At 69.3% G+C, this 21,752-nt stretch carries 21 protein-coding genes; 6 read left to right on the top strand and 15 right to left on the bottom strand.

Annotated features, from left to right (window positions below; genetic code table 11):
• Positions 1-33 precede the first annotated feature (33 nt).
• Positions 34-1,317, top strand: coding sequence for a class I SAM-dependent methyltransferase (locus AC1DGI_RS11260; RefSeq protein WP_476898859.1), 1,284 nt, complete (start codon positions 34-36; stop codon positions 1,315-1,317).
• A 110-nt stretch (positions 1,318-1,427) separates the two neighbouring features.
• A complete protein-coding gene (gene ligD / locus AC1DGI_RS11255) occupies positions 1,428-2,450 on the top strand; it encodes a non-homologous end-joining DNA ligase (RefSeq protein ID WP_441402579.1) in 1,023 nt (340 codons plus the stop codon).
• Between the two features lie 13 nt (positions 2,451-2,463).
• Here the strand turns inward: ligD and AC1DGI_RS11250 are convergent, their stop codons facing one another.
• Genes AC1DGI_RS11250 through AC1DGI_RS11240 form a run of 3 tightly spaced genes read right to left on the bottom strand, consistent with a single transcriptional unit; the run spans position 2,464 to position 4,165 of the window.
• Positions 2,464-3,201 carry a CDP-alcohol phosphatidyltransferase family protein gene (locus AC1DGI_RS11250; RefSeq protein WP_476898858.1) on the bottom strand — a complete coding sequence of 246 codons (738 nt, stop codon included), beginning with the start codon at positions 3,199-3,201 and terminating at the stop codon, positions 2,464-2,466.
• A gap of 53 nt (positions 3,202-3,254) precedes the next feature.
• Positions 3,255-3,716 (bottom strand): hypothetical protein, encoded by a 462-nt coding sequence (locus AC1DGI_RS11245; protein WP_441402581.1) that lies wholly within the window; start codon positions 3,714-3,716, stop codon positions 3,255-3,257.
• The gene (locus AC1DGI_RS11240) at positions 3,713-4,165 is read right to left on the bottom strand and encodes a cupredoxin domain-containing protein (protein WP_476898857.1); all 453 of its coding nucleotides are present in this window, start codon (positions 4,163-4,165) and stop codon (positions 3,713-3,715) included. The genes AC1DGI_RS11245 and AC1DGI_RS11240 overlap by 4 nt, the downstream gene beginning before the upstream one ends.
• A gap of 426 nt (positions 4,166-4,591) precedes the next feature.
• Between AC1DGI_RS11240 and AC1DGI_RS11235 the strand changes: the two genes are divergently transcribed.
• Complete coding sequence (locus AC1DGI_RS11235; protein WP_476898856.1) at positions 4,592-5,524, top strand: AfsR/SARP family transcriptional regulator; 933 nt, start codon at positions 4,592-4,594, stop codon at positions 5,522-5,524.
• 92 nt (positions 5,525-5,616) lie between these two features.
• On the top strand, positions 5,617-6,465 hold the full coding sequence (locus AC1DGI_RS11230) for a class I SAM-dependent methyltransferase (RefSeq protein ID WP_441401943.1): 849 nt from the start codon (positions 5,617-5,619) through the stop codon (positions 6,463-6,465).
• 13 nt (positions 6,466-6,478) lie between these two features.
• Here the strand turns inward: AC1DGI_RS11230 and AC1DGI_RS11225 are convergent, their stop codons facing one another.
• From AC1DGI_RS11225 to AC1DGI_RS11175, 11 genes are all read right to left on the bottom strand, one after another.
• Positions 6,479-7,099, bottom strand: coding sequence for an L-threonylcarbamoyladenylate synthase (locus AC1DGI_RS11225; protein WP_476898855.1), 621 nt, complete (start codon positions 7,097-7,099; stop codon positions 6,479-6,481).
• 94 nt (positions 7,100-7,193) lie between these two features.
• On the bottom strand, positions 7,194-7,886 hold the full coding sequence (locus AC1DGI_RS11220) for a DUF5134 domain-containing protein (RefSeq protein ID WP_476898854.1): 693 nt from the start codon (positions 7,884-7,886) through the stop codon (positions 7,194-7,196).
• Positions 7,887-7,896: 10 nt separating this feature from the next.
• Complete coding sequence (locus tag AC1DGI_RS11215) at positions 7,897-9,024, bottom strand: XdhC family protein (protein WP_476898853.1); 1,128 nt, start codon at positions 9,022-9,024, stop codon at positions 7,897-7,899.
• A 10-nt stretch (positions 9,025-9,034) separates the two neighbouring features.
• Positions 9,035-9,799 (bottom strand): SRPBCC family protein, encoded by a 765-nt coding sequence (locus tag AC1DGI_RS11210; RefSeq protein ID WP_476898852.1) that lies wholly within the window; start codon positions 9,797-9,799, stop codon positions 9,035-9,037.
• An 11-nt stretch (positions 9,800-9,810) separates the two neighbouring features.
• Positions 9,811-11,157: a vWA domain-containing protein gene (locus AC1DGI_RS11205; RefSeq protein ID WP_476898851.1), complete on the bottom strand. Its 1,347-nt coding sequence runs from the start codon at positions 11,155-11,157 to the stop codon at positions 9,811-9,813.
• A complete protein-coding gene (locus AC1DGI_RS11200) occupies positions 11,150-12,073 on the bottom strand; it encodes an AAA family ATPase (RefSeq protein ID WP_476898850.1) in 924 nt (307 codons plus the stop codon). Before AC1DGI_RS11200 ends, AC1DGI_RS11205 begins: the two co-directional genes overlap by 8 nt.
• Positions 12,070-12,699 carry a nucleotidyltransferase family protein gene (locus tag AC1DGI_RS11195; protein WP_476898849.1) on the bottom strand — a complete coding sequence of 210 codons (630 nt, stop codon included), beginning with the start codon at positions 12,697-12,699 and terminating at the stop codon, positions 12,070-12,072. Before AC1DGI_RS11195 ends, AC1DGI_RS11200 begins: the two co-directional genes overlap by 4 nt.
• Positions 12,683-13,609, bottom strand: a complete 927-nt coding sequence (locus AC1DGI_RS11190) for an XdhC family protein (RefSeq protein WP_476898848.1) — start codon at positions 13,607-13,609, stop codon at positions 12,683-12,685. The genes AC1DGI_RS11195 and AC1DGI_RS11190 overlap by 17 nt, the downstream gene beginning before the upstream one ends.
• Position 13,610: 1 nt before the next feature.
• Complete coding sequence (locus tag AC1DGI_RS11185; RefSeq protein WP_476898847.1) at positions 13,611-16,004, bottom strand: aerobic carbon-monoxide dehydrogenase large subunit; 2,394 nt, start codon at positions 16,002-16,004, stop codon at positions 13,611-13,613.
• The gene (locus tag AC1DGI_RS11180; protein ID WP_476898846.1) at positions 16,001-16,567 is read right to left on the bottom strand and encodes a (2Fe-2S)-binding protein; all 567 of its coding nucleotides are present in this window, start codon (positions 16,565-16,567) and stop codon (positions 16,001-16,003) included. The genes AC1DGI_RS11185 and AC1DGI_RS11180 overlap by 4 nt, the downstream gene beginning before the upstream one ends.
• A 5-nt stretch (positions 16,568-16,572) precedes the next feature.
• Positions 16,573-17,463 carry an FAD binding domain-containing protein gene (locus tag AC1DGI_RS11175; RefSeq protein ID WP_476898845.1) on the bottom strand — a complete coding sequence of 297 codons (891 nt, stop codon included), beginning with the start codon at positions 17,461-17,463 and terminating at the stop codon, positions 16,573-16,575.
• A gap of 119 nt (positions 17,464-17,582) precedes the next feature.
• Between AC1DGI_RS11175 and AC1DGI_RS11170 the strand changes: the two genes are divergently transcribed.
• Complete coding sequence (locus tag AC1DGI_RS11170; protein WP_441399840.1) at positions 17,583-18,563, top strand: LysR family transcriptional regulator; 981 nt, start codon at positions 17,583-17,585, stop codon at positions 18,561-18,563.
• Between the two features lie 130 nt (positions 18,564-18,693).
• A complete protein-coding gene (locus AC1DGI_RS11165) occupies positions 18,694-19,011 on the top strand; it encodes a DUF6457 domain-containing protein (RefSeq protein ID WP_476898844.1) in 318 nt (105 codons plus the stop codon).
• 170 nt (positions 19,012-19,181) lie between these two features.
• On the opposite strand, the gene AC1DGI_RS11160 is transcribed toward AC1DGI_RS11165, so the two are convergent.
• Positions 19,182-21,539: an FdhF/YdeP family oxidoreductase gene (locus AC1DGI_RS11160; protein WP_476898843.1), complete on the bottom strand. Its 2,358-nt coding sequence runs from the start codon at positions 21,537-21,539 to the stop codon at positions 19,182-19,184.
• Between the last annotated feature and the right edge of the window lie 213 nt (positions 21,540-21,752).

Genomic DNA, 21,752 nt, shown 5'->3' with positions numbered 1-21,752 from the left:
GGCTGGGATGCCGGCGTCTGAGAGGAATCAAGCATGGCAACAACTGCTGGGGCCGCGACGCGGCTGGCCGGGGCACTGGCCATTGTTCTTGGAACCACCGACATCCCGCTTCGGTTGCGTGCCTGGGATGGTTCGGAGGCAGGACCGGAGGGCGCCCCCCGGGTGGTGTTCCACTCGCGCCGGGCGCTGCGGCGGATCCTCTGGTCACCCGGCCAATTGGGCCTGAGCCGTGCCTACGTAGCCGGCGACATTGAAGCGCCGGATGACATCTTCGCCACCTTCGCCGCCCTCAGTTCGGCGGGCAAGTTCGCTGAACCCGGGCCGTTCCGAAGGCCCACCGTCCGGGAGCTTGTGGCGTTGGCCGCTGCAGCAGTGCGGCTCGGCGCGCTGGGCCCGAATCCGGCGCTGCCTCCGGAAGAAGCCCGGGTGGCCCGCAAGGGGCGCCGACACTCCCGCCGGCGTGACGCCGCCGCCATCTCTCACCATTACGACGTCGGCAACCGGTTCTATGCCCTCGTGCTGGGTCCTACCCTGGTCTACTCCTGCGCGGTCTGGGACAGCCCGGACACCGGCCTGGACGCGGCCCAGGAAGCGAAGCTCGACCTGGTGTGCCGCAAGCTCGGACTGCGTCCCGGAATGCGCGTCCTGGACGTCGGCTGCGGCTGGGGCAGCTTCGCGCTGCACGCCGCCCAACGCTACGGGGCCGACGTCGTGGGCGTCACGCTGTCCGCCGAGCAGGCCGAACTGGCGCGCAAACGGGTTGCCGAAGCGGGGCTGACGGACCGGGTGGAGATCCGCGTCCAGGACTACCGCGACGTGGACGACGGCCCCTTCGACGCCATCAGTTCCATCGGCATGTCTGAACACGTGGGCCGCGAACAGATGGGCCGCTATGTGTCCCGACTGCATGGGCTCCTGCACCCCGGCGGCCGGCTGTTGAACCACGCCATCTCGTGGAACGCCGGGCCAACCGACCCGGATCCCGATTCGTTTATCCCGCGGTACGTTTTTCCGGACGGGGAGATGCTTAGCCTGGCCGAGATGATGGTCGCCCTGGAGGGCGGCGGCTTTGAGGTGCTCGACGTCGAGGCGCTGCGCCAACACTACGCGCTGACCCTGCGGGCCTGGGTGCAGAACCTGGAGAGCCACTGGGACGAGGCGGCCGAGGCCAGCAGCCTCGGCCGGGCCAGGGTCTGGCGCCTTTACATGGCCGCCAGTGCGCTGGGATTCGAAGTCGGCGTGACCGGGGTTAACCAGATTTTGGTGCGGCGCCCAGGCGGCGCCGAACCGCCGCTGCGCAGGACCGCCTGGCTCTGACGGGACCCGGGCGCGGCCGGGGCCGGCGGTGCCTGCCATGGCCTCGCTGCCAGCTCATCGGACCCGGTCTGGCGCTTTCGCTGCGCGTTGCCCCGGGGTAGCTTGTCCTCATGGCGCGCGACGAAGCAATGGTTTCCGTGGAGGGACCGGACGGCAGCAGGGACATCAGGATTTCAAGCCCCAGCAGGCTGCTCTGGCCCGAGGCAGGCCTGACCAAGCTGGACCTTGCGCAGTACATGATCGCCGTGGGGGAGCCCTTTTTGGCGGCCAACGGCGACCGGCCCATCACCTTGCAACGGTTCTCCGGCGGCGTCGACGGTGAGCAGTTCTTCTCGAAGAACCCGCCCAAGGGCGCCCCGGACTTCGTGGATGCCGTCGACGTGGTCTATCCGAGCGGCCGGTCCCATCCCCAGTTGGTGATCAACGATACGGCCGCCGCCGTATGGGCCGTGCAGATGAACACCGTGGTCTTCCACCCGTGGGCGTCGAGAGCCCGAAACCCTGACAACCCGGACCAGCTGCGGATCGACCTTGACCCGCAGCCCGGCACCGGCTTCGGTGATGCCGTGCCCGCGGCCCTGGAATTGCGCAAGGTGCTGGCCGAGGCGGGGTTGACCGCCTTCATCAAGACCTCCGGCAACCGTGGACTGCACGTCTTCGCGCCGATCGAGCCGGAGCATGAGTTCCTCGAGGTGCGGCACGCCGTCATCGCTGCCGCCCGCGAACTCGAGCGGCGGATGCCGGCGGAAGTCACCACGGCGTGGTGGAAGGAGGAACGCGGCGCCAGAGTCTTCGTAGATTTCAACCAGGCCAACCGTGACCGCACCATAGCCGGGGCTTACAGCCCCCGGGCGCTTCCCGCAGCCACCGTGTCCTGCCCGCTGGGCTGGGACGAGCTGGACGGTGCGGACCCGTTGCACTTCACCGTCGCCACGGTCCCGGCGCGGCTCAAGGCCACCGGGGATCCCTGGGCCGACATGCAGTCCCACCCGGGCTCAATCGATGTCCTGCTTGGGTGGTGGGAGCGGGACCTGGCCTCGGGCCTCGGGGAGCTGCCGTTCCCGCCGGATTTCCCGAAGATGCCCGGCGAACCGCCGCGGGTACAGCCCAGTCGGGCCCGGAGCAAGGACTAAGCGCAGCACAGATTCAGCCGACCAGCTCCGGGTGGCGCAGCCGGGCGGAGCGCATCCTCTCCAGGACGGCTACGTCCCGGCCGAATGAGAACAACAGCAGCGCCAGGGCCGCGACGACGGCCAGCGTCGCCGGAGCCGGCGGGACACCGGGTGCAAGGGCAAACAGCAGGGCCACCGGCTGGCAGCCGCCGATGGCCTTGCGCACCGGTGAAGGCGGAAGGGTTTGCTTCAGGCCCGGGCGCCACCGGCCGGCAAGGGTGAACACGTAGTACAGCAGCCCGATCAGGAGCGTCCATAGCCCCACGGTCACAGCGGCGGCACCGGACAGCACGAGGGTGAGCGCGGCATCTGTCTCCGTGTCCAGACGCGCGCCCGCGGCGGTGGCGGAGCCGGTGCGCCGCGCCACCGGACCGTCGACGGCGTCGAGAGCGAAGGCCGCAGCGCCGAGGACGACAGGCAGCGTTCCCGGGAGCTGCCGGCCGAGGACGCCGCTGACGGTGAGGACCGCGCAGCATGCCGCCAGCCCTGCCCGGACCAGGGTGACCCGGTCGGCCGGAGTGCAGATCCGGGGCCTCCGCAGCAGGATGGCGCCGGCAGGGCGGCCCAGCAGGGCGGCACCGGCGCCCACGGCCAGGAAACCGGCGGCAGCATTCGGGGCGGAAACAGACGCCAGCCAAGTGCCCGCTGCCAGGTACGCGGCCGCGGCGACCGTCAGGTCGGCCGTCGCGCGGCGGGGGATTCTATTTTGCATGGACACCTCGCCCCCATGCTAGCAACGCGCCGTTCAGGACATGCGTCGTCGGCTCATCGGTGGACCCGCCCGGTGGCGCCGGCACGCCGCGTGCGGGCCAAGCCGATGCCCGCGAGGACCGCGCCGGCGCCCTCCGCGACGGCGCTGGCAGTCTTCTCGAAGTACCAGACGGGCTCGTACATGGCCGGGAACGGACCGAACGCGGGCAGGTCCACGTAGCGGAAGAACACGACGGCGGCGAAGGCACTCAGCGCCACCAGGAAGGCGAAAGCGTAGGCCGCCCGGCTGCCGCGCAACAGCACAGCCAGCGCGGCGAGCGCAGCCGCGGCGGCTTCGAGCAGGAACAAGTTGCCCTGGCCGATACCCTGCGGCGACCCGGCCTGGTAACCGGGGGCGAGGTGGAAGTGGACGCCGGCGTCGGTCAGCAGGGCAACAGCGGTCAGCCCCCGCAGGGCCAGGTCCAGTCCCCGGGCGCGTCCCCGGGCCAGCGTGCCGCGGCGGATGGGTACGCTCACTTGACCGTCAGCGACCCGTGCATGTTGGGGTGATACTTGCAGTGGAAGGCGTAGGTTCCCGGAGTGGACGGTGCCGTGAAGGTTGCCGTGCCGCCGCTGCCCTTGATTTCGACGTCGAACGCCGAGCCGGTGTCGGCGGTGACCGTATGCTCGGCGCTGTCCATGTTGGTCACGGTCACCGTCGCGCCGGCGGGGACAACCAGCGGCGCGCCGAAGGCAAAGCCGCTGATGGTGATGGCCGCCGTCGAACTTGCCGGCGAATTTGCCGCCGTCGAACCGCTGGTCGGGGTGCCGCTGGAGCTCATGTCCATGCTTCCGGTGGCCGATGCGCTGGGCGGCGGGGCCATGGCCGTGGACGGGGCCGCCGTCCCGCCCCCGGAGGCGCAGCCCGCGGTGCCCAGCAGGACCGCTGTCAGCAGCAGTGTGACGCGTGCTTTCCCGGTGTTCATGGCGCACCCTCTCAATCTGGCCGTGCTTGATCTGGATGTTGCGGTCAAAGTGAAGCAACCTGATTCAATTCTGCCCCCGCCGCGGCCAAATAGCGCCGGGTGCGACGGCGGCCATCCTGGCGGGGTGCTAAGCGGCAGAGCGCGGCGGTACCTGAGGCTGCCCGGTTTTTCCCACTTCCTACTTGGTCAAGGCCCCGGCCACTCGCAACTGCCCTTGGGCGCGTACTCGGCGATGCCTGCGCCCCTACCCGTCTTTCGCAGCTCGACAAATCGGGTAGTTGACTTGCTTGTTGCCACCCGGGCACCGTGTCACGGTGGCCTTGAGGGCCGGATCGAACAGCGGTTTCTTCGTGCACTGTTCTGTCGCATTTTCGGCTCTCGAATGCGCGATTTGAATCGAATTGCCTGGGGAAATCGGAGAACATCGTGGATAACGCACCGGGAGCAGCACTCTCAATATCGGTTCAATTGTTTGGTTCGCTGGAAATCCGGCGGGTGGGGCAGGCCCTCACTGCCGCGGATTTGGGCGGGTGCAAGCCGCGCCACATTCTTGAGGTCCTGCTGCTGAACCTGGGCACGCCTGTCTCCAAGACCCGGCTGGTCGAGATCCTCTGGGGGCCGAGCGCAAGCAACGGGGCGGTGGCGACGCTCGAGAGCTACGTCAGCGGCATCCGCCGCGCAATCCAGCCGGGGCAGACCAAGACGGGGCCGCTCCGGACTGCCAACAGCGGCTACGTGTTAGAACCCCAGCTCGTGGAACTGGACCTCTCACGCTTCCGTGCGTTGCTCGGCGCGGCGCGCCTTGCCTCACCTGCCGATGCCTATCCGCTGCTGATCGAGGCTCTAGAGCTCTCGGCTGAACCCCTGCTCGGCTTCGAACTCGTCGCGGACTGGGCCGACGAGGCCCGTACCCGCCACGCCGCCGAGCGGGTCGCGGCGATGATTTCAGCGGCCGAGGCGGCGACCTTCCTTGAACGGCTTGATGACGCGATCCGCTGGTCCCAGGCGGCAGTCCGGGCGGAGCCGCTGAATGAGAGGGCGTGGACGGTGCTGGTCACAGCGTATGAGCTGGCCGGTCTGCCCGCCGAGGGGCTGTCCGCCTACGACCGCTGCCGCCGCCTCTTTGACCGAGACCTGGCCTGCTCGCCGGGACCGGCCCTCCAAGCGGCGCATCTGCGGCTGCTGCGGCAGCGCGCGGAGGCGAACGCGGAACTCTCCGAGGCCCTCGCGGCCCTGCTCTGCCTCGGTGAACGGCTGCAGCCAGCCGGTCCGGAGCGGCTGGCGGCTGACGACAGGCTGCACGAGAATGCCGGCCGAGTCCTGGATTCCTTCCTGCAGCGGGCCCGCGCGGCGGTGTGACGGCGGCGGAACCTCACGGCGCCGCCGGTGCCTGAGGCGCGAGCAACTGCCGGCCCCGCGGACGGGGACGGGACTTTCGGGAGGGGTGGAGCATGGGAATTGATGTCGGCGGGTTCACCCCGCTGGAAGAGACCGCGCTCTTGACGTTGTACGCCCGGGCACTCGATAGCCGTTCGCGGCAGCCGATTCTGGGGGACACCCGCGCCGCCGAGGTTGTCGCCGGCATCGACTATGACTTCGCCGGCCTGGGGGTGGTGACCAGTGTGGTTTGTCAGGAAGCGTTGCGGACCAAGATGCTCGATGACCGGGTCCGGGCGTTCACAGCCGATCACCCGGACGCCGTCGTGGTGGACCTCGGAGCCGGTCTGGACGACGGCATGTCACGGGTGCGGCCGCCGGCGTCGATCGACTGGTACAGCATTGACTTTCCCGCGGTTATCGCCGTGCGCGACGCCGTCCTGCCGCCGAATGCCCGGGCGCACTCGGTGGCGGCAACGCTCGCCGATGGGCGGTGGCCGGACACGATCCCGTCGCAGCGCCCGGCGCTGCTGATCGCCAACGGGTTGCTGGCGTTCCTCAGCGAGGCGGAGATTACCTCGCTGCTGAAACGGATGACCGGCCATTTCCAGTCGGGTGAACTGGCTTTCAACGATTACGGCCGCATTGGCTGGGCAAGCAGGATCGCCGTCAGGATTGCTCCGCAGCGGATGTTCAACGCCGTCGCCAGTCAGTGGAGCGGCTATCCCGGCTTCAAGGATGCACACCAGCCCGAGAGGTGGGACCAGCAGCTGAAACTGGTCGAGGAGACGAGTCTGGCCCACGCCCCCGAGGTGGAGCTGTTCCCGACGTGGCTACGGTTGGCGACGAGGATTTCCGGACGCATCCCCAGCATGGCCCGAAAGGCCCGGATCCTGCGCTACAGCTTCCAGGGCCGGTCCTAGGGCCGGCGCCTGCCTACTCGAACCGGGACGGGTCGCCCATGCCGTGACGGACCACCTCGGCGACACCGCTTGAGTAGTCGATCACCGTCGTCGGCTCCGCTCCGCAGTCGCCGGAATCAATGACGGCGTCCACCACGTGGTCCAGCCGTTCCTTGATTTCCCAGCCCTGGGTGAGGGGCTCCTCCTCGTCCGGCAGCAGCAGTGTGCTGGAGAGCAGCGGCTCGCCAAGTTCGGCCAGGAGCTCCTGCACCACTTTGTGGTCCGGAATCCGGACGCCGACCGTCTTCTTCTTCGGGTGCAACAGCCGCCGCGGCACCTCCTTGGTGGCCGGCAGGATGAAGGTGTAGCTGCCCGGAGTGACGGCCTTGATGCTGCGGAAGACGTCGTTGTCGATCTGCACAAACTGGCCGAGTTGTGCGAAGTCCTTGCAGACCAGCGTGAAGTGGTGCTTGTCGCTAAGGTGCCGGATGCTGCGGATCCTGTCGAGGGCGTCCTTGTTTCCCAGCTGGGCGCCGAGGGCGTAGCAGGAGTCGGTGGGGTACGCGATCAAGCCGCCGGACTTTAGCAACTCCACCACCTGGGTGACGGAGCGGTGCTGGGGATTGTCGGGGTGCACATCGAAGAATCTCGCCATGGCACGAGCTTACGCCCGGCGCGCCGCGCTTCGGGCGGCGGCTGCGGACCAGCGAGGCGATTGGCGGCCACTCCCGGGCCGTCCGGCCCGGTGGTCAGGCCGGAAGTCGGGATGCGGCCAGGGACACGAACATCAGTGCCATCAGAGCCGCACCGGCGAGTTCCTGGAACGCGCTCCGGCTGCCACCCGGCGCGCGGGAGAGCAGCTGCCGGATCAGCCTCACACTCCACAGGATCGCGGCGAACCCGAAGAACGCCGCCAGCAGGGAGGGCAAAACGACCGCTCCGGCGGTTGCCAGTTCCGGCAGCAGGACCGCCGTCGGGGCGGCCGCAAAGTGATGCGGCGCCACGACGGCGGCCGCGCTAGAGCGGGCAGGGACCGGGCTCGCGCCGGACGTCGCCCCGGCCAGCAGCATGTACGCCATGGCGGCCATTGTCAGCGCGTGGTACAGCAATGTTCCGCGGCCGGTACCCCGCCCGGTATCCCGGGCGCGGCGGCGTCCCGCGGGCAAAGAAGCGGGCTGGGACGTCGGACGCCGGGACGAAGCCCGGAGGACAAACCACCACGCGGCCAGCAGGAAGATCAGGATCTGCGGCAGGACGGGGACCGTCCATGACGGGTGCAGCATCAGAGCCAGGGACGTCAGCATCAATGCGTTGAGTCCCCGGTCGATCCGGAATGCCGGCGGGTACGACGGGGACGGCCAGACCGCCGCCAAGAAGGCGGCGAGGGCCGCGGCGAGCAGCACGGCTGAGGCGGCCCAACGGAAGGCCTCGTTTCCGAGCATGGGTTCCATCTCACAGCGTTTCGTCGTGGTGGATTCGTTGGTCCAGTTGCCGCAGCGGTTCCCCGCTGCCGCTCCACTGCTTGGCGATGATCTCCGCGGCGATGGACACCGCTGTCTCCTCCGGGGTCCGGGCGCCGAGGTCCAGGCCCACGGGGCTGTGCAGCCGGGACAGCGCGGCCGCGTCCAGTCCTTCCTCGCGCAGCCGCCTGATCCGGTCCTCGTGGGTGCGGCGTGAACCCATGGCCCCGACAAACGCCAGCGGACTGCCGCGCAGGGCGACCTTCAACAGGGGTATGTCGAACTTTGGGTCGTGCGTGAGGACGCAGAGCACGGTCCGTTCGTCCACCAGCCCGTGCTCCTGCTGCCCGGCAAGATAGCGGTGCGGCCATTCGTTGACCACCTCGGCGGCCTCGGGGAACCTTGCCGGCGTGGCGAAGACGGCGCGGGCGTCGCAGACGGTGACCCGGTAGCCCAGGAAGCTGCCGAGCCGCGCCAGGGCCGCGGCGAAGTCGATGGCGCCGAAGACGAGCATCCGCGGCGGCGGGGCGTAACTGGTGAAAAAGACCCGCATCCCGCTGTCCAGCCGTTCTCCGTCCGGGCCGTAGCTCAGGATGCCGGTCCGGCCGGCGGCCAAATAGCCTTGGGTGTCGTCGCCGACCGCGAGGTTGGCCCGCTCGGACCCCAGGTTGCCTTTGAAGCCGTCCGGGCGCACCACCAGGTGCCGCCCCAGCCAGCTGCTGTCAGGGTGCTCGATCACCGTGGCCACCCCCACGCGCTTGTCGTCGGCGATGTCCTGCCGGACGGCGTCGAGCTCCGCGAATCGCTCCCGCGAGACCGGCTCGACGAAGATATCGATGATGCCGCCGCRGGTGAGGCCGACGGCGAACGCATCGTCGTCGCTGATCCCGTACCGCACCAGCACCGGGACGCCGTCCTCCTTGACCTGGGTGGCCAGTTCGTAGACGGCACCCTCGACGCAGCCGCCGGAAACCGAGCCCACGGCCTCGCCGCCGGCGGTGACGAGCATCGATGCCCCCGGCAGCCGGGGCGCGGATCTGAACGTGTTCACGACGGTGGCCAGGCCGGCGGTGCTGCCCTGCCGCCAGCCCGGCATGATGGCCGCCAGGACGTCGCGCATGGGGCCCTCCCTAGAGCCTTCCGCAGAGCCGGAGCATCCGGAACGCCGACCGCCGGCCCGCCCAGTAGGAGAGGCAGGCCACCGCTGCGACCACGCCGACGACCTTGCCGGGGCTGGAGAGCTGGTCGACGGCGACGCCCCTGGCGAGGCTGAAGACATCCAGATTGCTCGACGGGGTCGGGACCCGGGTCGACGGGGCAGCGGTCGGCGATGCCGACGGCGTGCCGGTGCCCGTTGTTGCGGGCACGGGTGCGGCGACCGCTGGCGCCGGTGCGGGCGGCGCCGGTTCCCCTGCCGCATCGACCGCCCCGTCCACGGCCGGCGCTGGGGGTTCGGTCAGCATGGACTGCAGATTGTCCGCGAAGAGTCCCATCATCTGCTCGGTGACGCTGCCGATCACGCTCTTGCCCATCGCGGCCGCCTTGCCGGACAGTGCCAAGTTGGCACTGACGGTTCCCTTTGTCGTGGTTCCGTCCTCGGTGAGGGCCATTGTGACCGTGGCTTCCGCGGTGCCCTGGCCGCGGGTTTCCTGGGCCTTGCCGCCCAGCACGGCCCGGTGCTCCGCTGGGTCGCGCTCCAGGACGTTGAGCAGGCCCTTGTACTGCATGTTTACCGGGCCCAGCTTGACGGTCATGCCCACCTGATAGGCATCCTCGGATAGCTTGTTCAGGATCCGGGCGCCCGGAAGGCAGCCAGCCACACGTTCGAAGTCCATCAGGGTGGCCCAGACCGTGCCGATCGGGGCGACCACCGCGAAACTGCTGTCTATCTGCATTAGCTGCTCCCTTAACTTGAGGTGCCTTGTCTTCCGGCTGCTTGTCGTCCGGCTGCTTGTCTGCCAGCGGTCTGCCGTCCAGCTGCGGGCCTTCCGGCTGCTCCGGCTGCGTACGGGCCGCCGCCGCGGACGGCGGCGGCCACCTCCGCCAGCGCCGTGTAGCTGTGTCCGCTCACGAAGGCGTCGCAGTAGGGCAGCGCAGCGGCGATGCCGCCGGCCAGCGGCTGATAGCCCGGCGCGGCCTTGCGCGGATTCACCCAGACCACCCGGTGCGCGAGCCTGCGCAGCCGGGCCATCTGGGCCGCGACTTGTTCCGGGTCCTCCTGCGCCCAGCCGTCGGAGAAGATCACCACGACGGCGCCCCGGGCGAGTCCTCGGCGGCCGTGTTCGTCCACGAAGCGCCGCAGGCTCTCGGCGATCCTGGTGCCGCTGGCCCAGTCCGGTGCGGTGGCGGCGGCCCGGGCGAGTGCCAGATCCGGATTGCGCTGGGCCAGCTGCTTGGTCAGGCGCGTCAGCCGGGTGGAGAACACGAAGGCCTCCGCCCCGGCGGTGGTGACGGCGCCCTGCAGGAGCGCCAGGAAGATCCGCGAATAGGGGTCCATCGAGCCGGAGACGTCGCACAAGAGCACCAGCTTGCGCCGTTGCACTTGGCGTTCGGCGTAGCGGAGCGTGGCAACGTCAGAGCCGGAGCGTCGGGCGGCCCGCACGGTGGCCCGGACGTCCAGCCGCGCGCTGCTGTGGGGCGACTTGCGCGTGCGCCGGCTCAGTCGAACGGGTGTTGCCAACAGGATCCGGGCGGCCAGCCGGCGGATCTCGGCGGCTTCCGCCTCGGTGAGCGCGGCAAAATTCATCCCGTGGAGGTGCTCCTCCGCGGAAGCCATCGCCAGCAGGGCCTCACGCTCCGGGGCGGGCCGGTCCCCAGCGTTTTCCCGTCCCGCTGCCACGGCAGGATGCTGCCGTTCGGCGGTGCGGCCCGGCGCGGTCGCGCGCCCGGTGTCAGCCGCGGGGCGGGTGCGCGCCGCATCCGCGGGCGGCGGGGCTGCCGGGACAGCCACAGGTTCGCCGAACTGGCGGTCCAGCGCGGCGGCCTGATCGAAGCCGCCCCGGAAGACGGCGCCGAACACGGCGTCGAATGCCGGCAGCTGCTCACGGCTGGAGACCAGGACCACCCGCAAGGTCCAGTAAAGCCGTTCCAGGTCCATCGGCGGGACCAGCCGGAGTGCCACCGCCAGCCGGGCCGCCCGGTCGGGGGAGCACGAGACACCGGCGCCGCGCAGCGCTGTGATGAAGGCCGCGGCGAGCGAGGCGGCCTCGACGAACGGCCGCGAGGACTGCGGCTGCAGTGTCGGTTCAGTCATTGGTGCCGCCCACCAGCCAGGCCGCCCCCCGGGAGCCCACCAGTTCCAGGTCGTCGCGGTTTTTCACGATCGACCCCCAGGTCTGTTCGGCCGTCGCGGCGTCGATCTGTTCGATGCCGAGCACTGCGAGCGCCGAGACCCAGTCGATCGCCTCGGAAATCCCGGGCGGCTTGGCCAGGTCCAGGGTCCGCAGCCGAGTGATGACCGCGGCGGCCTGCAACGCCAGCGGGCCGCTGCTGGCCGGCACCCGGCGCCGCACGATCTCGGCGATCCTGGTCGGCCCGGGATAGTCGATCCAGTGGTAGAGGCAGCGGCGGGTCAGTGCGTCGTGGAGGTCCCGGGTGCGGTTGGAGGTCAGCACGACGATGGGCGGATGGGTGGCGCGGATGGTGCCGAGTTCGGGGATGGTGACCGAGGCTTCTGCGAGCAGCTCAAAGGTGAATGCCTCGAACTCCGCATCGGCCCGGTCGATCTCGTCCAGCAGCAGCACGGCCGGACGCGGCCCCGGGTGCTCGATGGCCTGCAGCAGCGGCCGGCGCAGCAGGTACTGGGGGCCGAACAGTTCGGCTTCGCTGACCTGCGCGTCCCGGGCCTCGGCCAGCCGGATGCCCAGCAGCTGGCGTTGGTGGTTCCACTCGTAGAGGGCTTCGCCGGCGTCGATCCCCTCGTAGCACTGCAGCCGGTACAGCGGGGTGTCCAGCAGCCGGGCCAGGGTCTTTGCTGCTTCCGTCTTGCCCACCCCGGCCTCACCCTCCAACAGGATGGGTTGCGGCAGCCGCACCGCGAGGAAGAGTGCGGTGGCGAGCCCGGCATCGGCCAGGTAGTCGTGCTTGTCCAACTCGGTCATCAGGGCGGCCACGTCGGGGATCCGCCGTTGCACCTCTTCTTCGGCTCCCGTCCGGGCGGCCGTGTTCACCCGGCCTCCTGCAAGGCGGCGAGCACCCGCCGGTAGTCATCCTCGGTGTCGACGTCGAGGGGGACCGGACCGGGCGTGGGCACCTCGACGACGTCGTCCGACCGCTGCTCCAATAGCTTCCACACGGCCTTGTCCCCGTGCAGCGAGGACAGTTCCGGCAGCATCCGCCGGCTGAACGCGAGCGGATGGCCCACGCCGTCGTCGTAGCGGCACACGGCGGCCCCGGGACCGTCAGGGCGGAACAGCGCCCGCAGCAACGGGGCAACACTCCCAGCACTGACACCCGGCTGGTCGCCCAGCAGCAGCACCACCGACTGGGTATCCGGCCGCAGGGAACCCAGCGCCGCGGCGATCGAGGACGAGCAGCCCTCGCCGTAGTCAGGGTTGAGCGCCACCTCACAGCCGGTGGTGTCCACGGCGCCGAGTACCTCCTCGGCCGATCCGCCCAGCGTCAGCACGGTCTGGCCGAACCCGCAGCGCCGCGCCGTCGCGAGCACGGCATCCAGCAGCACTCCCTCGCCGTAGGGGAGCAGCTGTTTGGGCCGGCCCAGGCGCCGCGAGCTGCCGGCGGCGAGGATGACGGCCGCGGTACGGGCCAGGCGGGGCGAGTCAGCTGATGAGGGCATAGCGCTCCGGATCCTTACGGAAGGAGGCCCGACAGCCGGGGGAGCAAAAGTACACCGTGGCGCCGTTGTGCTCGAGGTGCAGGGACGCCTCCACCGCTGGCACCGACATGCCACACACCGGGTCCACCGCTGTCTTCGGCTGCGGGGTGGACGGCGCCGGAACGCCGTCGGTTTGTGCATGGGCCCGCGCCGCAGCCCGCTCCTGCACCAGCTGCGCGAGGATGGACAGCGCGATCTCGCCAGGCGTCCGGGCCCCAAGCTGCAGGCCCGCCGGGGTGTAGACCCGTGAGCGGAGCACGTCATCCACCTCAAGCGAGTCCAGCACGGCGGCACCGCGCGTCTCGCTCGCCACGAGGGCCACGTACGGGACCCCGGCGCGCAGCGCGGCCTCGAGGGCGCCCTCCTCGGCTTTGCCGTGTGAGGCCACGATCAGGGCGGCGTCGTCCGGGCGGGGCTCCGCCGCGTCGCCGTCGGCGAGTTCGACGTCGAAACCGACGCCGGCCCCGAGCGCGGCGAGCGCCTGCGCCACCGGCGCGGCCCCGACCACCACCACCCGGGGCGCCGGGATGCGCGGCTGCAGGAAGATCTCGATCGCACCGCCGCTCAGGCACGGGTTGGACACTTCGACGGCGCCCTCCTCGGCCCGGTGCGACGGCTCGCCCGGCAGGACGCGCAGCAACAGCGGTTCCCCGGAGGCGAGCGCCCGCAGGCCGTACTCCCGGACCGAGGACTCGACGCAGCTGCCGCCGACGAAACCGTGGATCTCGCCGCCGGGCAGCACCAGGGCGGTGTCTCCGGCGCGGGCGCTGGTGGGATGCTGGGCGCGTACCACCGTGGCGTGCACGAACGGCTCGCGCCGGGCGGCGAGCTCCGCGGCCCGTGCGGTGGGGGAATCTGCCGTGGTCGTCATCTCACACCGGCGGCCTGGCCCGGCCCTGCATGGCGGCCCAGACCCGGGCCGGCGTGCAGGGCATGTCCATGTGAACCACGCCGAAGGGCGCCAGCGCGTCGACCACCGCGTTGACGATCGCCGGGGGTGAGCCGACCGTGGCGGACTCGCCGATGCCTTTGGCACCGATGGGGTGGTGAGGGGAGGGGGTGACGGTGAACCCGGTCTCCCAGTCCGGCACTTCCATCGCCGTGGGGATCAGGTAGTCCATGAAGGAGCCGCCGAGGTTGTTGCCGTCCGCGTCGAACTCGATGATCTCCATCAGGGCCATCCCGACGCCGTCGGTCAGGCCGCCGTGCACCTGGCCCTCGATGATCATCGGGTTGATCCGGGTCCCGCAGTCGTCCACCGCGATGAAGCGCCGCACCTTGACGTGGCCGGTGCCCGGGTCGACGTCGACGACGCAGATGTAGGCGCCGAACGGGAAGGTCAGGTTGGGCGGGTCGTAGGTGACCTCCGCGTCAAGGTTCCCGTCCACGCCCTCCGGCAGCGTCAGTGTGCCGTGCGCGGCCATGGCGATCTCCTCGATGGTCTTCCCCGCGGTGGGGTCGCCCTTGACGAACCAGCGGCCCTTCTCCCACTCGAGGTCCTCGGGGCGGGTCTCCAGCATGACCGCGGCAATCAGCTTCGCCTTCTCCCGCACCTTGCGGGCCACCAGCGCCACGGCCCCGCCGCTGACCGGCGTCGAGCGGCTCCCGTAGGTGCCCAGCCCGAACGGTGTCTGGTCCGTGTCGCCGTGGACGACGTCGATATTCTCCGGCGGGATGCCGAGCTCCTCCGCGACGATCTGGGCGAAAGTAGTCTCGTGGCCCTGCCCCTGGCTTTGCACTGACAGCCGGACGACGGCCTTGCCGGTGGGGTGCACCCGCAGTTCGGCGCCGTCGGCCATGCCCAGGCCGACAATGTCGAAGTGCTTGCGCGGCCCGGCGCCGACGACTTCGGTGAAGAAGGAGACGCCGATGCCCATCAGCTCGCCGTTGGCGCGTTTGGCCTGCTGCTCACGCCGGAGGTCCTCATAGCCCGCCAGCTCCATGGACAGCCGCATGGCCGCCTCGTAATTGCCGGAGTCGTAGACCCAGCCGGTCTTGTTCGCATACGGGAATTGCTCCGGCTTGATGAAGTTCTTCAGCCGCAGCTCCGCGGGGTCCATTTCCAGCTTCCGGGCCAGCACGTCCACCATCCGCTCCACCAGGTAGACGGCCTCGGTGACGCGGAACGAGCAGGCGTAGGCCACTCCGCCGGGCGCTTTGTTCGTGTAGACGCCGGTCACCTTGCAGTAGGCGGCCTGCAGGTCGTAACTGCCCGTGAAGATGGAGAAGAAGCCGGCGGGGTTCTTGGTGGGCTGGGCGGTGGCGTTGAAGGCGCCGTGGTCGGCCAGGACATTGGTGCGCAGCGCGAGGATCTTGCCGTCCCTGGTCGCAGCGATCTCGCCCTGCATGATGTAGTCGCGGGCGAACGAGGTGGACATCAGGTTTTCGGACCGGTCCTCCACCCACTTCACCGGCCGTCCCGTGACGATCGAGCCGACGACGGCGAGGATGTAGCCGGGGTAAATGCCGACCTTGTTGCCGAAACCGCCGCCGATGTCCGGGGAGACGATCCGGATCTTGTGTTCCGGGATGCCGGCCACGATCGCGAACAGCGTCCGGTGCGCGTGCGGGGCCTGGGTGGTCTCGTAAAGGGTCAGCTTGCCGTCCACCGGGTCAAAATCGGCGACGGCGCCGCAGGTCTCCATCGGGGCCGGGTGCACCCGCGGGTAGACCACCTCCTGGCTCACGACGACGTCGGCGTTCGCGAACACGGCGTCGGTCTCCGCGGCGCTGCCGATCTCCCAGTCGAAGATCTTGTTGTCCGTCCGGCCGGCGATTTCATCCCGGATGACGGGGGCATCGGCGTCCAGGGCCTTGCGTGCGTCCACCAGCGGCGGCAGCACATCGTATTCGACGTCGATCAGTTCCAACGCGTCCCGTGCGGCATAGCGGTCCTCGGCCACCACGAACGCGACCTCCTGCCCCTGGAAGCGGACCTTGTCCGTGACCAGCACCGCCTGCACATCGGCGGAAAGAGTCGGCGCCCAGGCGAGGTTGAGGGCTTCCAGGTCCTTGCCGGTGATGACGGCGAGCACCTTGGGGTGGGCCAGCGCGTTCGTGGTGTCAATCGAGACAAGCCGGGCGTGCGCCATGGGGGCGCGCAGGATCGCGCCGTGCAGCATGCCGGGCAGCACGAGGTCGTCGATGTAGTTGCCCTTCCCGCGGACGAAGCGGGGGTCTTCCTTGCGCTGGATCCGGCCATAGCCGATCGGCCGGTCAGCATCGCCGGCTGCGGGGTTGCTCTCCCGCTCGTGGATGACAGTCATGCCTTCACCTCTGCGTCGTCGGTTTCCGTGGCGACGTCCTGCACCACGGTGTCGGTGCCGTCGAGGACCTCGTCGGCTGCTTCGTCCCCGGCGCCCGCGACGGCTGCCGGATGGGCCGCCGCCCACTGCACCGAGCGGATGATCGTCGCGTATCCGGTGCACCGGCAGATTTGCCCGGAGATGGCCTGCCGGATCTCGCCCGCATCCGGGTGCGGGTTCTTATCCAGCAGGGCACGGGCGGTGAGCATCATGCCCGGGGTGCAGAAGCCGCATTGCAGCCCGTGTTCCTCCATGAACCCTTGCTGGACCGGGTCCAGCGTGGCCCCCGTCGCGAGCCCCTCGACGGTGCGGATGTCGTGCCCGGCGGCCATTGCCGCAAGGACGGTGCAGGACTTCACCGGCTGGCCGTCCATCAGGACAACGCAGGTCCCGCAGTTGCTCGTGTCGCAACCCCAGTGGGTGCCGGTCAAGCCCAGCACCTCGCGGAGGTAATGGACCAGCAGCACACGCGGTTCAATCTCGCTGGATACTTCATTGCCGTTCACGGTCATGCTGATCTGCATGCGCTTCAGCCTTCCTGGGTCTGGGCGGCCGTCTGGGCGGCACGGGCACAGGCCCGCCGCAATACCCGCCGGGTGAGTTCGTCGGCCAGATGCCGTTTGTAGTCGACCGGTCCGCGCTGGTCCGCGACCGGGTTGCTGCCTTCGGCGGCGAGCCGCCCGGCGTCGGCGAACACCTCCTCGGAGGGCCGCATGCCGCCCATCAGCGCGGCAATCCCCTCGACGGTGTGGTCCAGGCCCAGCGCCGTCAGCCCGACGGCGGCGTCGGCGATGCTGCCGTCCTCGGCCAGCGTCACGGCCGCGCCCGCAGCACCCACGGCCCAATCGCCTGTTCGCCGTTCCACCTTCTCGTAGGCGCTCCCGGCGCGCGGACGGACGGGGAAGCGGACTTCGCACAGCAGTTCGTCTTGTCCGACGGCGGTCTGGTAGGGGCCGCGGTGGAAGTCGCGCATAGTCAGGGTGCGCTCGCCGCCGGGACCGCGGACGACGGCCACCGCCCCGAGGACGCTGCAGACAGTGGAGAGGTCTTCGGCCGGGTCGGCCTGGCACAGCGAGCCTCCGATGGTGCCGCGGTTGCGCACCACCGGGTCGGCGATCACTCGCTCGGCGTCCCGGACAATCGGGAACAGCTGCGCGACCTCATCCGATTCCAGCAGCGTGGTGTGGCGGGTCAGGGCACCGACGCGCAACTCGTCCCCGTCGCGCAGGATGTAGTCGAGCTCGTAGAGGTCATTGATATCGATCAGCCACTCCGGCCGGGCGAGCCGGAGCTTCATCATCGGGAGCAGGCTGTGCCCTCCGGCGATGATCCGCGAGTCGGGACCGTGGCGCGCCAGCAGCTCGAGCGCGTTCTCCACTGTGGTGGCCCGGGCGTAATCGAATGGAGCCGGAATCTGCATAGTCCCACCTCACTCCGAGGCGCCGGCAACGTCGCGCGGCGCCGAATTACGGCCAGTCTTGCCCCGCCCCGACGGGGGTGTCAATATCGTGATAAGCGAAAGGTTATGAAGCCGTGCCGATGACGTTGAGCCAGTTGCGGACGTTCGCTCTCGTGGCGCGCCTGGGCTCCCTGCACGCCGCCGCCGCGGCCCTGGGGGTCAGCGAGCCCGCCGTCTCGGCCGCCCTGGCGTCGCTTCGCCAGGACCTGGGTGACCCCCTGTTTATCAGGGCGCCCGGCGGCATCAGCCTGACTCCCGGCGGCCGGGCCCTGGCTGACCACGCACAGAACATCGTCGGGCTGGCGGACCAGGCACGCTGGGAAGTGAACCACGCCAAGAACGACGCCGGGCGGCTGAAGATCGCCGCCACCGCGCCGTTCGCCGAGCACGCGGCCGGCCGCCTGCTGGACCTGTTCACCAAACGCGTGCCCGGCGCCTTGGTGGATGTGGTCGCCGAACCCGCCGAAGACCTGGCTGGCCTCCTGCTCGAACGCGCCTACGACATCGCGCTGGGTGCCCGGCCGCCTGCAGCCGCGGGCACTCCCGGCGTCGAGCCCGGCCTGGAATCCGTGCCGTTCCTGCGCTACCAGCGCGTCTTCGTCGCGGCGGCGACGGACCCGTTGGGGCGGCTGCACGGCCCGCTCCCGGTGGGCCGGCTGCTGCGCAGGCCGTGGTTCGCCGGTCCCGCCGGCATCCTCGACAGTTCGGAGGAGAGCCGTTGGCTCGCGTCGCTGGGGGTCGTGCCGGAGATCATCAGGCTCAGCAGCGAAACCGATGCCTTGGCGGCTGTGCGGGCAGGGGAGGGGGTAATGCTCGCCCTCGGCCATATCGTACGGACCGAACTCGTCAGCGGCGCGCTCCTGCGGGTGCCCGTCGCCGGAACCCCGGTTCCCGGCCTCTGGTGGGCCAGCACGCTGGACCAACACAGGACCACGACCATGGCGCAAACCCTGCAGCGCTTCGTCGGCACCGCAGATGCCACCGCGGCGATGGTCGCCCGCGGCGGTTCGCGCGGGCTGGAGCGCCGCGGCTCAAAGTTCCACGTCGCCCTATGGAGCTAATCGCCGGAGCCTCGGATGCCGGCTGAATTGCCGGGACTCGCGGCTGACGCGTTGCATATCGGCCGGGATCGGTGCTAACCCTTGAGGGACAGCCGATCGAGAAGCCTTTCCCGACGAAGAGGAACAGCACATGACCTTGCCCCGAGATGAAGACAACGCGTTGCGGCACTGGAGTGCCCGCCTGATCCAGGCGCTGCAGATCCTGGACCTGGAGGTGGACCACGAAAAGATCGTCGAAGTTGCGGACGAGTCCTTGAAGGCCGTGGGGCCGCACGCTGATGCCATCAGCGCGTTCATCGTGGGCTACGCCGCAGGTACGGCGTCGACCCACGGCCGGAAGAGCACCCAGGAAGCCGTGCACGCCGCGTCGAACAAGGTCATCGAACTGTGCGAACACGGCGAGACCGGCGGCCCGGACGAGCAGGGCTGGGCCAAGCGCGCCCAGTAGCTCACGCGTCCCCGGCGGGAACCCGTCACGGGGTTCATCCGCCCAGTGACGGGTTCGTTGCACCCCGTGGACAGACCCATCCCTGGCTGCCAGGGATGGGTCTGTTGGCATTATGTCCAGTGGGCGCGGCCGGGGCTCCGCATGCCACGCCGCGCAGCAAAGCCGCTGCCTCAGGCGGGCGTGGTGACTCCCGGGGCCGAGTGGAGCCGGGCCTTGCTGTCCGGGGTCTGGTCCAGGCTTGGCTCGAGGCGGACAATGACGGCCTTCGAGACCGGGGTGTTGCTGCCTTCGGCGGTGTGGTTCAACGGCACCAGCACGTTGGCCTCCGGATAGTAGGCGGCAGCACAGCCGCGCGCCGTCGGGTACGAGACCACCCGGAATTTGCGCAGCACGCGGTCCACGCCGTCGTTGTACTCGCCGTGGATGTCCACGAAGAGTCCGTCGGAGAGGCCCAGTTCGCTGATGTCCTCGGGATTCACAAAGACCACGTGGCGGCCCTTCTTGATGCCCCGGTAGCGGTCATCGTGGCCGTAGATCGTCGTGTTGAACTGGTCGTGTGAGCGCATGGTCTGCAGGATCAGGGTGCCCGCCGGCCGCTCCACGTGTTCGAGTTCGTTGACGGTGAGCACGGCCTTGCCGGTCGGCGTCGGGAAGGTGCGGGAGTCCCGGGGGCCGTTGGCGAGGATAAAGCCGCCCTCCTGGCGGATCCTCTCGTTGTAGTTCTCGCAGCCGCCCACGACACGGGAAATATGGTCCCGGATCAGGTCGTAGTTCTTCTCGTAGCCGTCCCAGTCAGCCTTGATTTTGTCGCCTACCAGCGCCTTGCCCAGGCGGCTGAGAATGGCCGGCTCGGAGAGCAGATGGTGGGAAACAGGTTCCACGCTGCCCCACGAGGGGTGGACCGCGCAGACCGTGTCCTCAACCGAGACAAACTGCTCGCCGGATTCCTGGATGTCGATTTCGGTCCGTCCCATGGTGGGCAGGATCAACGCTTCCGCGCCCGTGACCACATGTGATCGGTTGAGCTTCGTGGAGACCTGGATAGACATTTCCGTCCCGGCCATCGCGGCCTCGACGGCGTTGGTGTCGGAGATGGCGCCGACGAAGTTGCCACCGACGGCCATGAACACCTTGAGTTCTCCTTCCTGCATCTTGTTGACGGTTTCGACCGCGTCAACGCCGTGGTCGCGGGGCGGGTCGAAGTCGAATTCCTTGCCAAGGGCTTCCATGAAGGACTGCGGCATTTGTTCCCAGATACCCATGGTGCGGTCGCCCTGCACGTTGCTGTGGCCGCGGATCGGGGAGGCTCCGGCGCCGGGCTTGCCCATATTGCCGCGCAGCAGGAGCAGGTTGATGATTTCCTTGATGGTTGCGACGCCCTTTTTTTGCTGCGTGATCCCCATCGCCCAGGTGATGATGACCTTCTCGGCCTTCAGGTACCGGGCCGCAAGCTCGTCGATCTCCTCGGTGCGCAGCCCCGTCGCGTCCAGCACCGCCTGCTCATCCAGCAGAGCCAGGTGCTCTTTAAGCTCGTCGAGGCCTTCGCAGTGCTCGTCGAGGAAGGCGTGGTCCAGGACGGTGCCGGGGTTCTTTGCCTCCGCGTCGAGGACACGCTTGGAGACTGCCTGGAGGAGGGCCATGTCCCCGCCGATCCGGACATGCATGAACTGGTCCGCGATGGGCGTGCCGTGCCCGACGATGCCCCTGACCTTCTGCGGGTTCTTATAGCGGTGCAGGCCGGCCTCGGGCAGCGGGTTCACTGCCACGATCTCGCCGCCGTTGCGCTTGCAGTTTTCCAGCTCCGTGAGCATCCGCGGATGGTTGGTGCCGGGGTTCTGGCCCATGATGATGATGAGATCTGCCTCGGCGTAGTCGTCGAAGTTGACCGTGGCCTTGCCGATGCCGATGGTCTGGCCCATGGCCCACCCCGAAGACTCATGGCACATGTTCGAGCAGTCCGGCAGGTTGTTGGTGCCGTAGCCCCGGACGAGGAGCTGGTAGAGGAACGCGGCCTCGTTGGAGGTGCGGCCGCTCGTATAGAAGGCGGCCTCGTCGGGGGAGGCCAGGCCTTTGAGCTTCTCCGTTATGATCCGGATCGCCTCGTCCCAGCTCACCGGCTGGTAATGGTCCGCACCGGCGGGCTTGTAGACAGGTTCCGTCAGCCGGCCCTGCATGCCAAGCCAGTAGTCCGAGCGGTTCCGCAGCTCGCTGACCGAGTTCTCCGCCCAGAACGACGTCGGGATGACCACCGGCGTCGCTTCCCACGTGACCGCCTTGGCGCCGTTTTCGCAGAACTCGAAGGCCTTCCTGTGATGGGGGTCCGGCCAGGCGCAGCTGGGACAGTCAAAGCCGTACTTCTGGTTCATCTTCATGACCGTCTTGCGGGTCCGGTTCACCCCCATATGTTCGAGGGCGGGTTTCATCGAATGGTAGACGCCGGGCACGCCGGCGGCCCAGTGCTTCGGTCCGTCGCCGACCTGAAGGTCCTTTTCGTCGGTTTCCTCCACGCGCGGAGTCTTACGAGTCACGTCAGCTTCCCTTCTGCAGACGCCGCCGGCGTCCGGCGGCGGGCATCCCTACGCTGGGCATACCTACACTGGGCACCCTACCCGCACGGCACGGTGCCCGCACGCCCGTATCAGGATTCTCAGCCCGCCAGCGGCGCAGCAAGCAAGTCGCAGGGTCCGCGAAGACGGCGGCGGCAGCGGCGGTCCCGGCGGTCCCAGATTTTTGCAAGCATC

The sequence above is a fragment of the Arthrobacter sp. 05N428_2 genome, assembly GCF_056397065.1.
Note: the sequence above shows the minus strand (reverse complement) of the source record. Positions and strands in the feature narration are given on the sequence as shown.

Excerpts from the sequence above, each read along its gene's own strand:
- AC1DGI_RS11260 (WP_476898859.1), top strand. The coding sequence starts at position 34 with ATGGCAACAACTGCTGGGGCCGCGACGCGGCTGGCCGGGGCACTGGCC.
- ligD (WP_441402579.1), top strand. The coding sequence starts at position 1,428 with ATGGCGCGCGACGAAGCAATGGTTTCCGTGGAGGGACCGGACGGCAGC.
- AC1DGI_RS11250 (WP_476898858.1), bottom strand. The coding sequence starts at position 3,201 with ATGCAAAATAGAATCCCCCGCCGCGCGACGGCCGACCTGACGGTCGCC.
- AC1DGI_RS11240 (WP_476898857.1), bottom strand. The coding sequence starts at position 4,165 with ATGAACACCGGGAAAGCACGCGTCACACTGCTGCTGACAGCGGTCCTG.
- AC1DGI_RS11230 (WP_441401943.1), top strand. The coding sequence starts at position 5,617 with ATGGGAATTGATGTCGGCGGGTTCACCCCGCTGGAAGAGACCGCGCTC.
- AC1DGI_RS11225 (WP_476898855.1), bottom strand. The coding sequence starts at position 7,099 with ATGGCGAGATTCTTCGATGTGCACCCCGACAATCCCCAGCACCGCTCC.
- AC1DGI_RS11220 (WP_476898854.1), bottom strand. The coding sequence starts at position 7,886 with ATGCTCGGAAACGAGGCCTTCCGTTGGGCCGCCTCAGCCGTGCTGCTC.
- AC1DGI_RS11210 (WP_476898852.1), bottom strand. The coding sequence starts at position 9,799 with ATGCAGATAGACAGCAGTTTCGCGGTGGTCGCCCCGATCGGCACGGTC.
- AC1DGI_RS11205 (WP_476898851.1), bottom strand. The coding sequence starts at position 11,157 with ATGACTGAACCGACACTGCAGCCGCAGTCCTCGCGGCCGTTCGTCGAG.
- AC1DGI_RS11195 (WP_476898849.1), bottom strand. The coding sequence starts at position 12,699 with ATGCCCTCATCAGCTGACTCGCCCCGCCTGGCCCGTACCGCGGCCGTC.
- AC1DGI_RS11190 (WP_476898848.1), bottom strand. The coding sequence starts at position 13,609 with ATGACGACCACGGCAGATTCCCCCACCGCACGGGCCGCGGAGCTCGCC.
- AC1DGI_RS11185 (WP_476898847.1), bottom strand. The coding sequence starts at position 16,004 with ATGACTGTCATCCACGAGCGGGAGAGCAACCCCGCAGCCGGCGATGCT.
- AC1DGI_RS11180 (WP_476898846.1), bottom strand. The coding sequence starts at position 16,567 with ATGCAGATCAGCATGACCGTGAACGGCAATGAAGTATCCAGCGAGATT.
- AC1DGI_RS11175 (WP_476898845.1), bottom strand. The coding sequence starts at position 17,463 with ATGCAGATTCCGGCTCCATTCGATTACGCCCGGGCCACCACAGTGGAG.
- AC1DGI_RS11170 (WP_441399840.1), top strand. The coding sequence starts at position 17,583 with ATGACGTTGAGCCAGTTGCGGACGTTCGCTCTCGTGGCGCGCCTGGGC.
- AC1DGI_RS11165 (WP_476898844.1), top strand. The coding sequence starts at position 18,694 with ATGACCTTGCCCCGAGATGAAGACAACGCGTTGCGGCACTGGAGTGCC.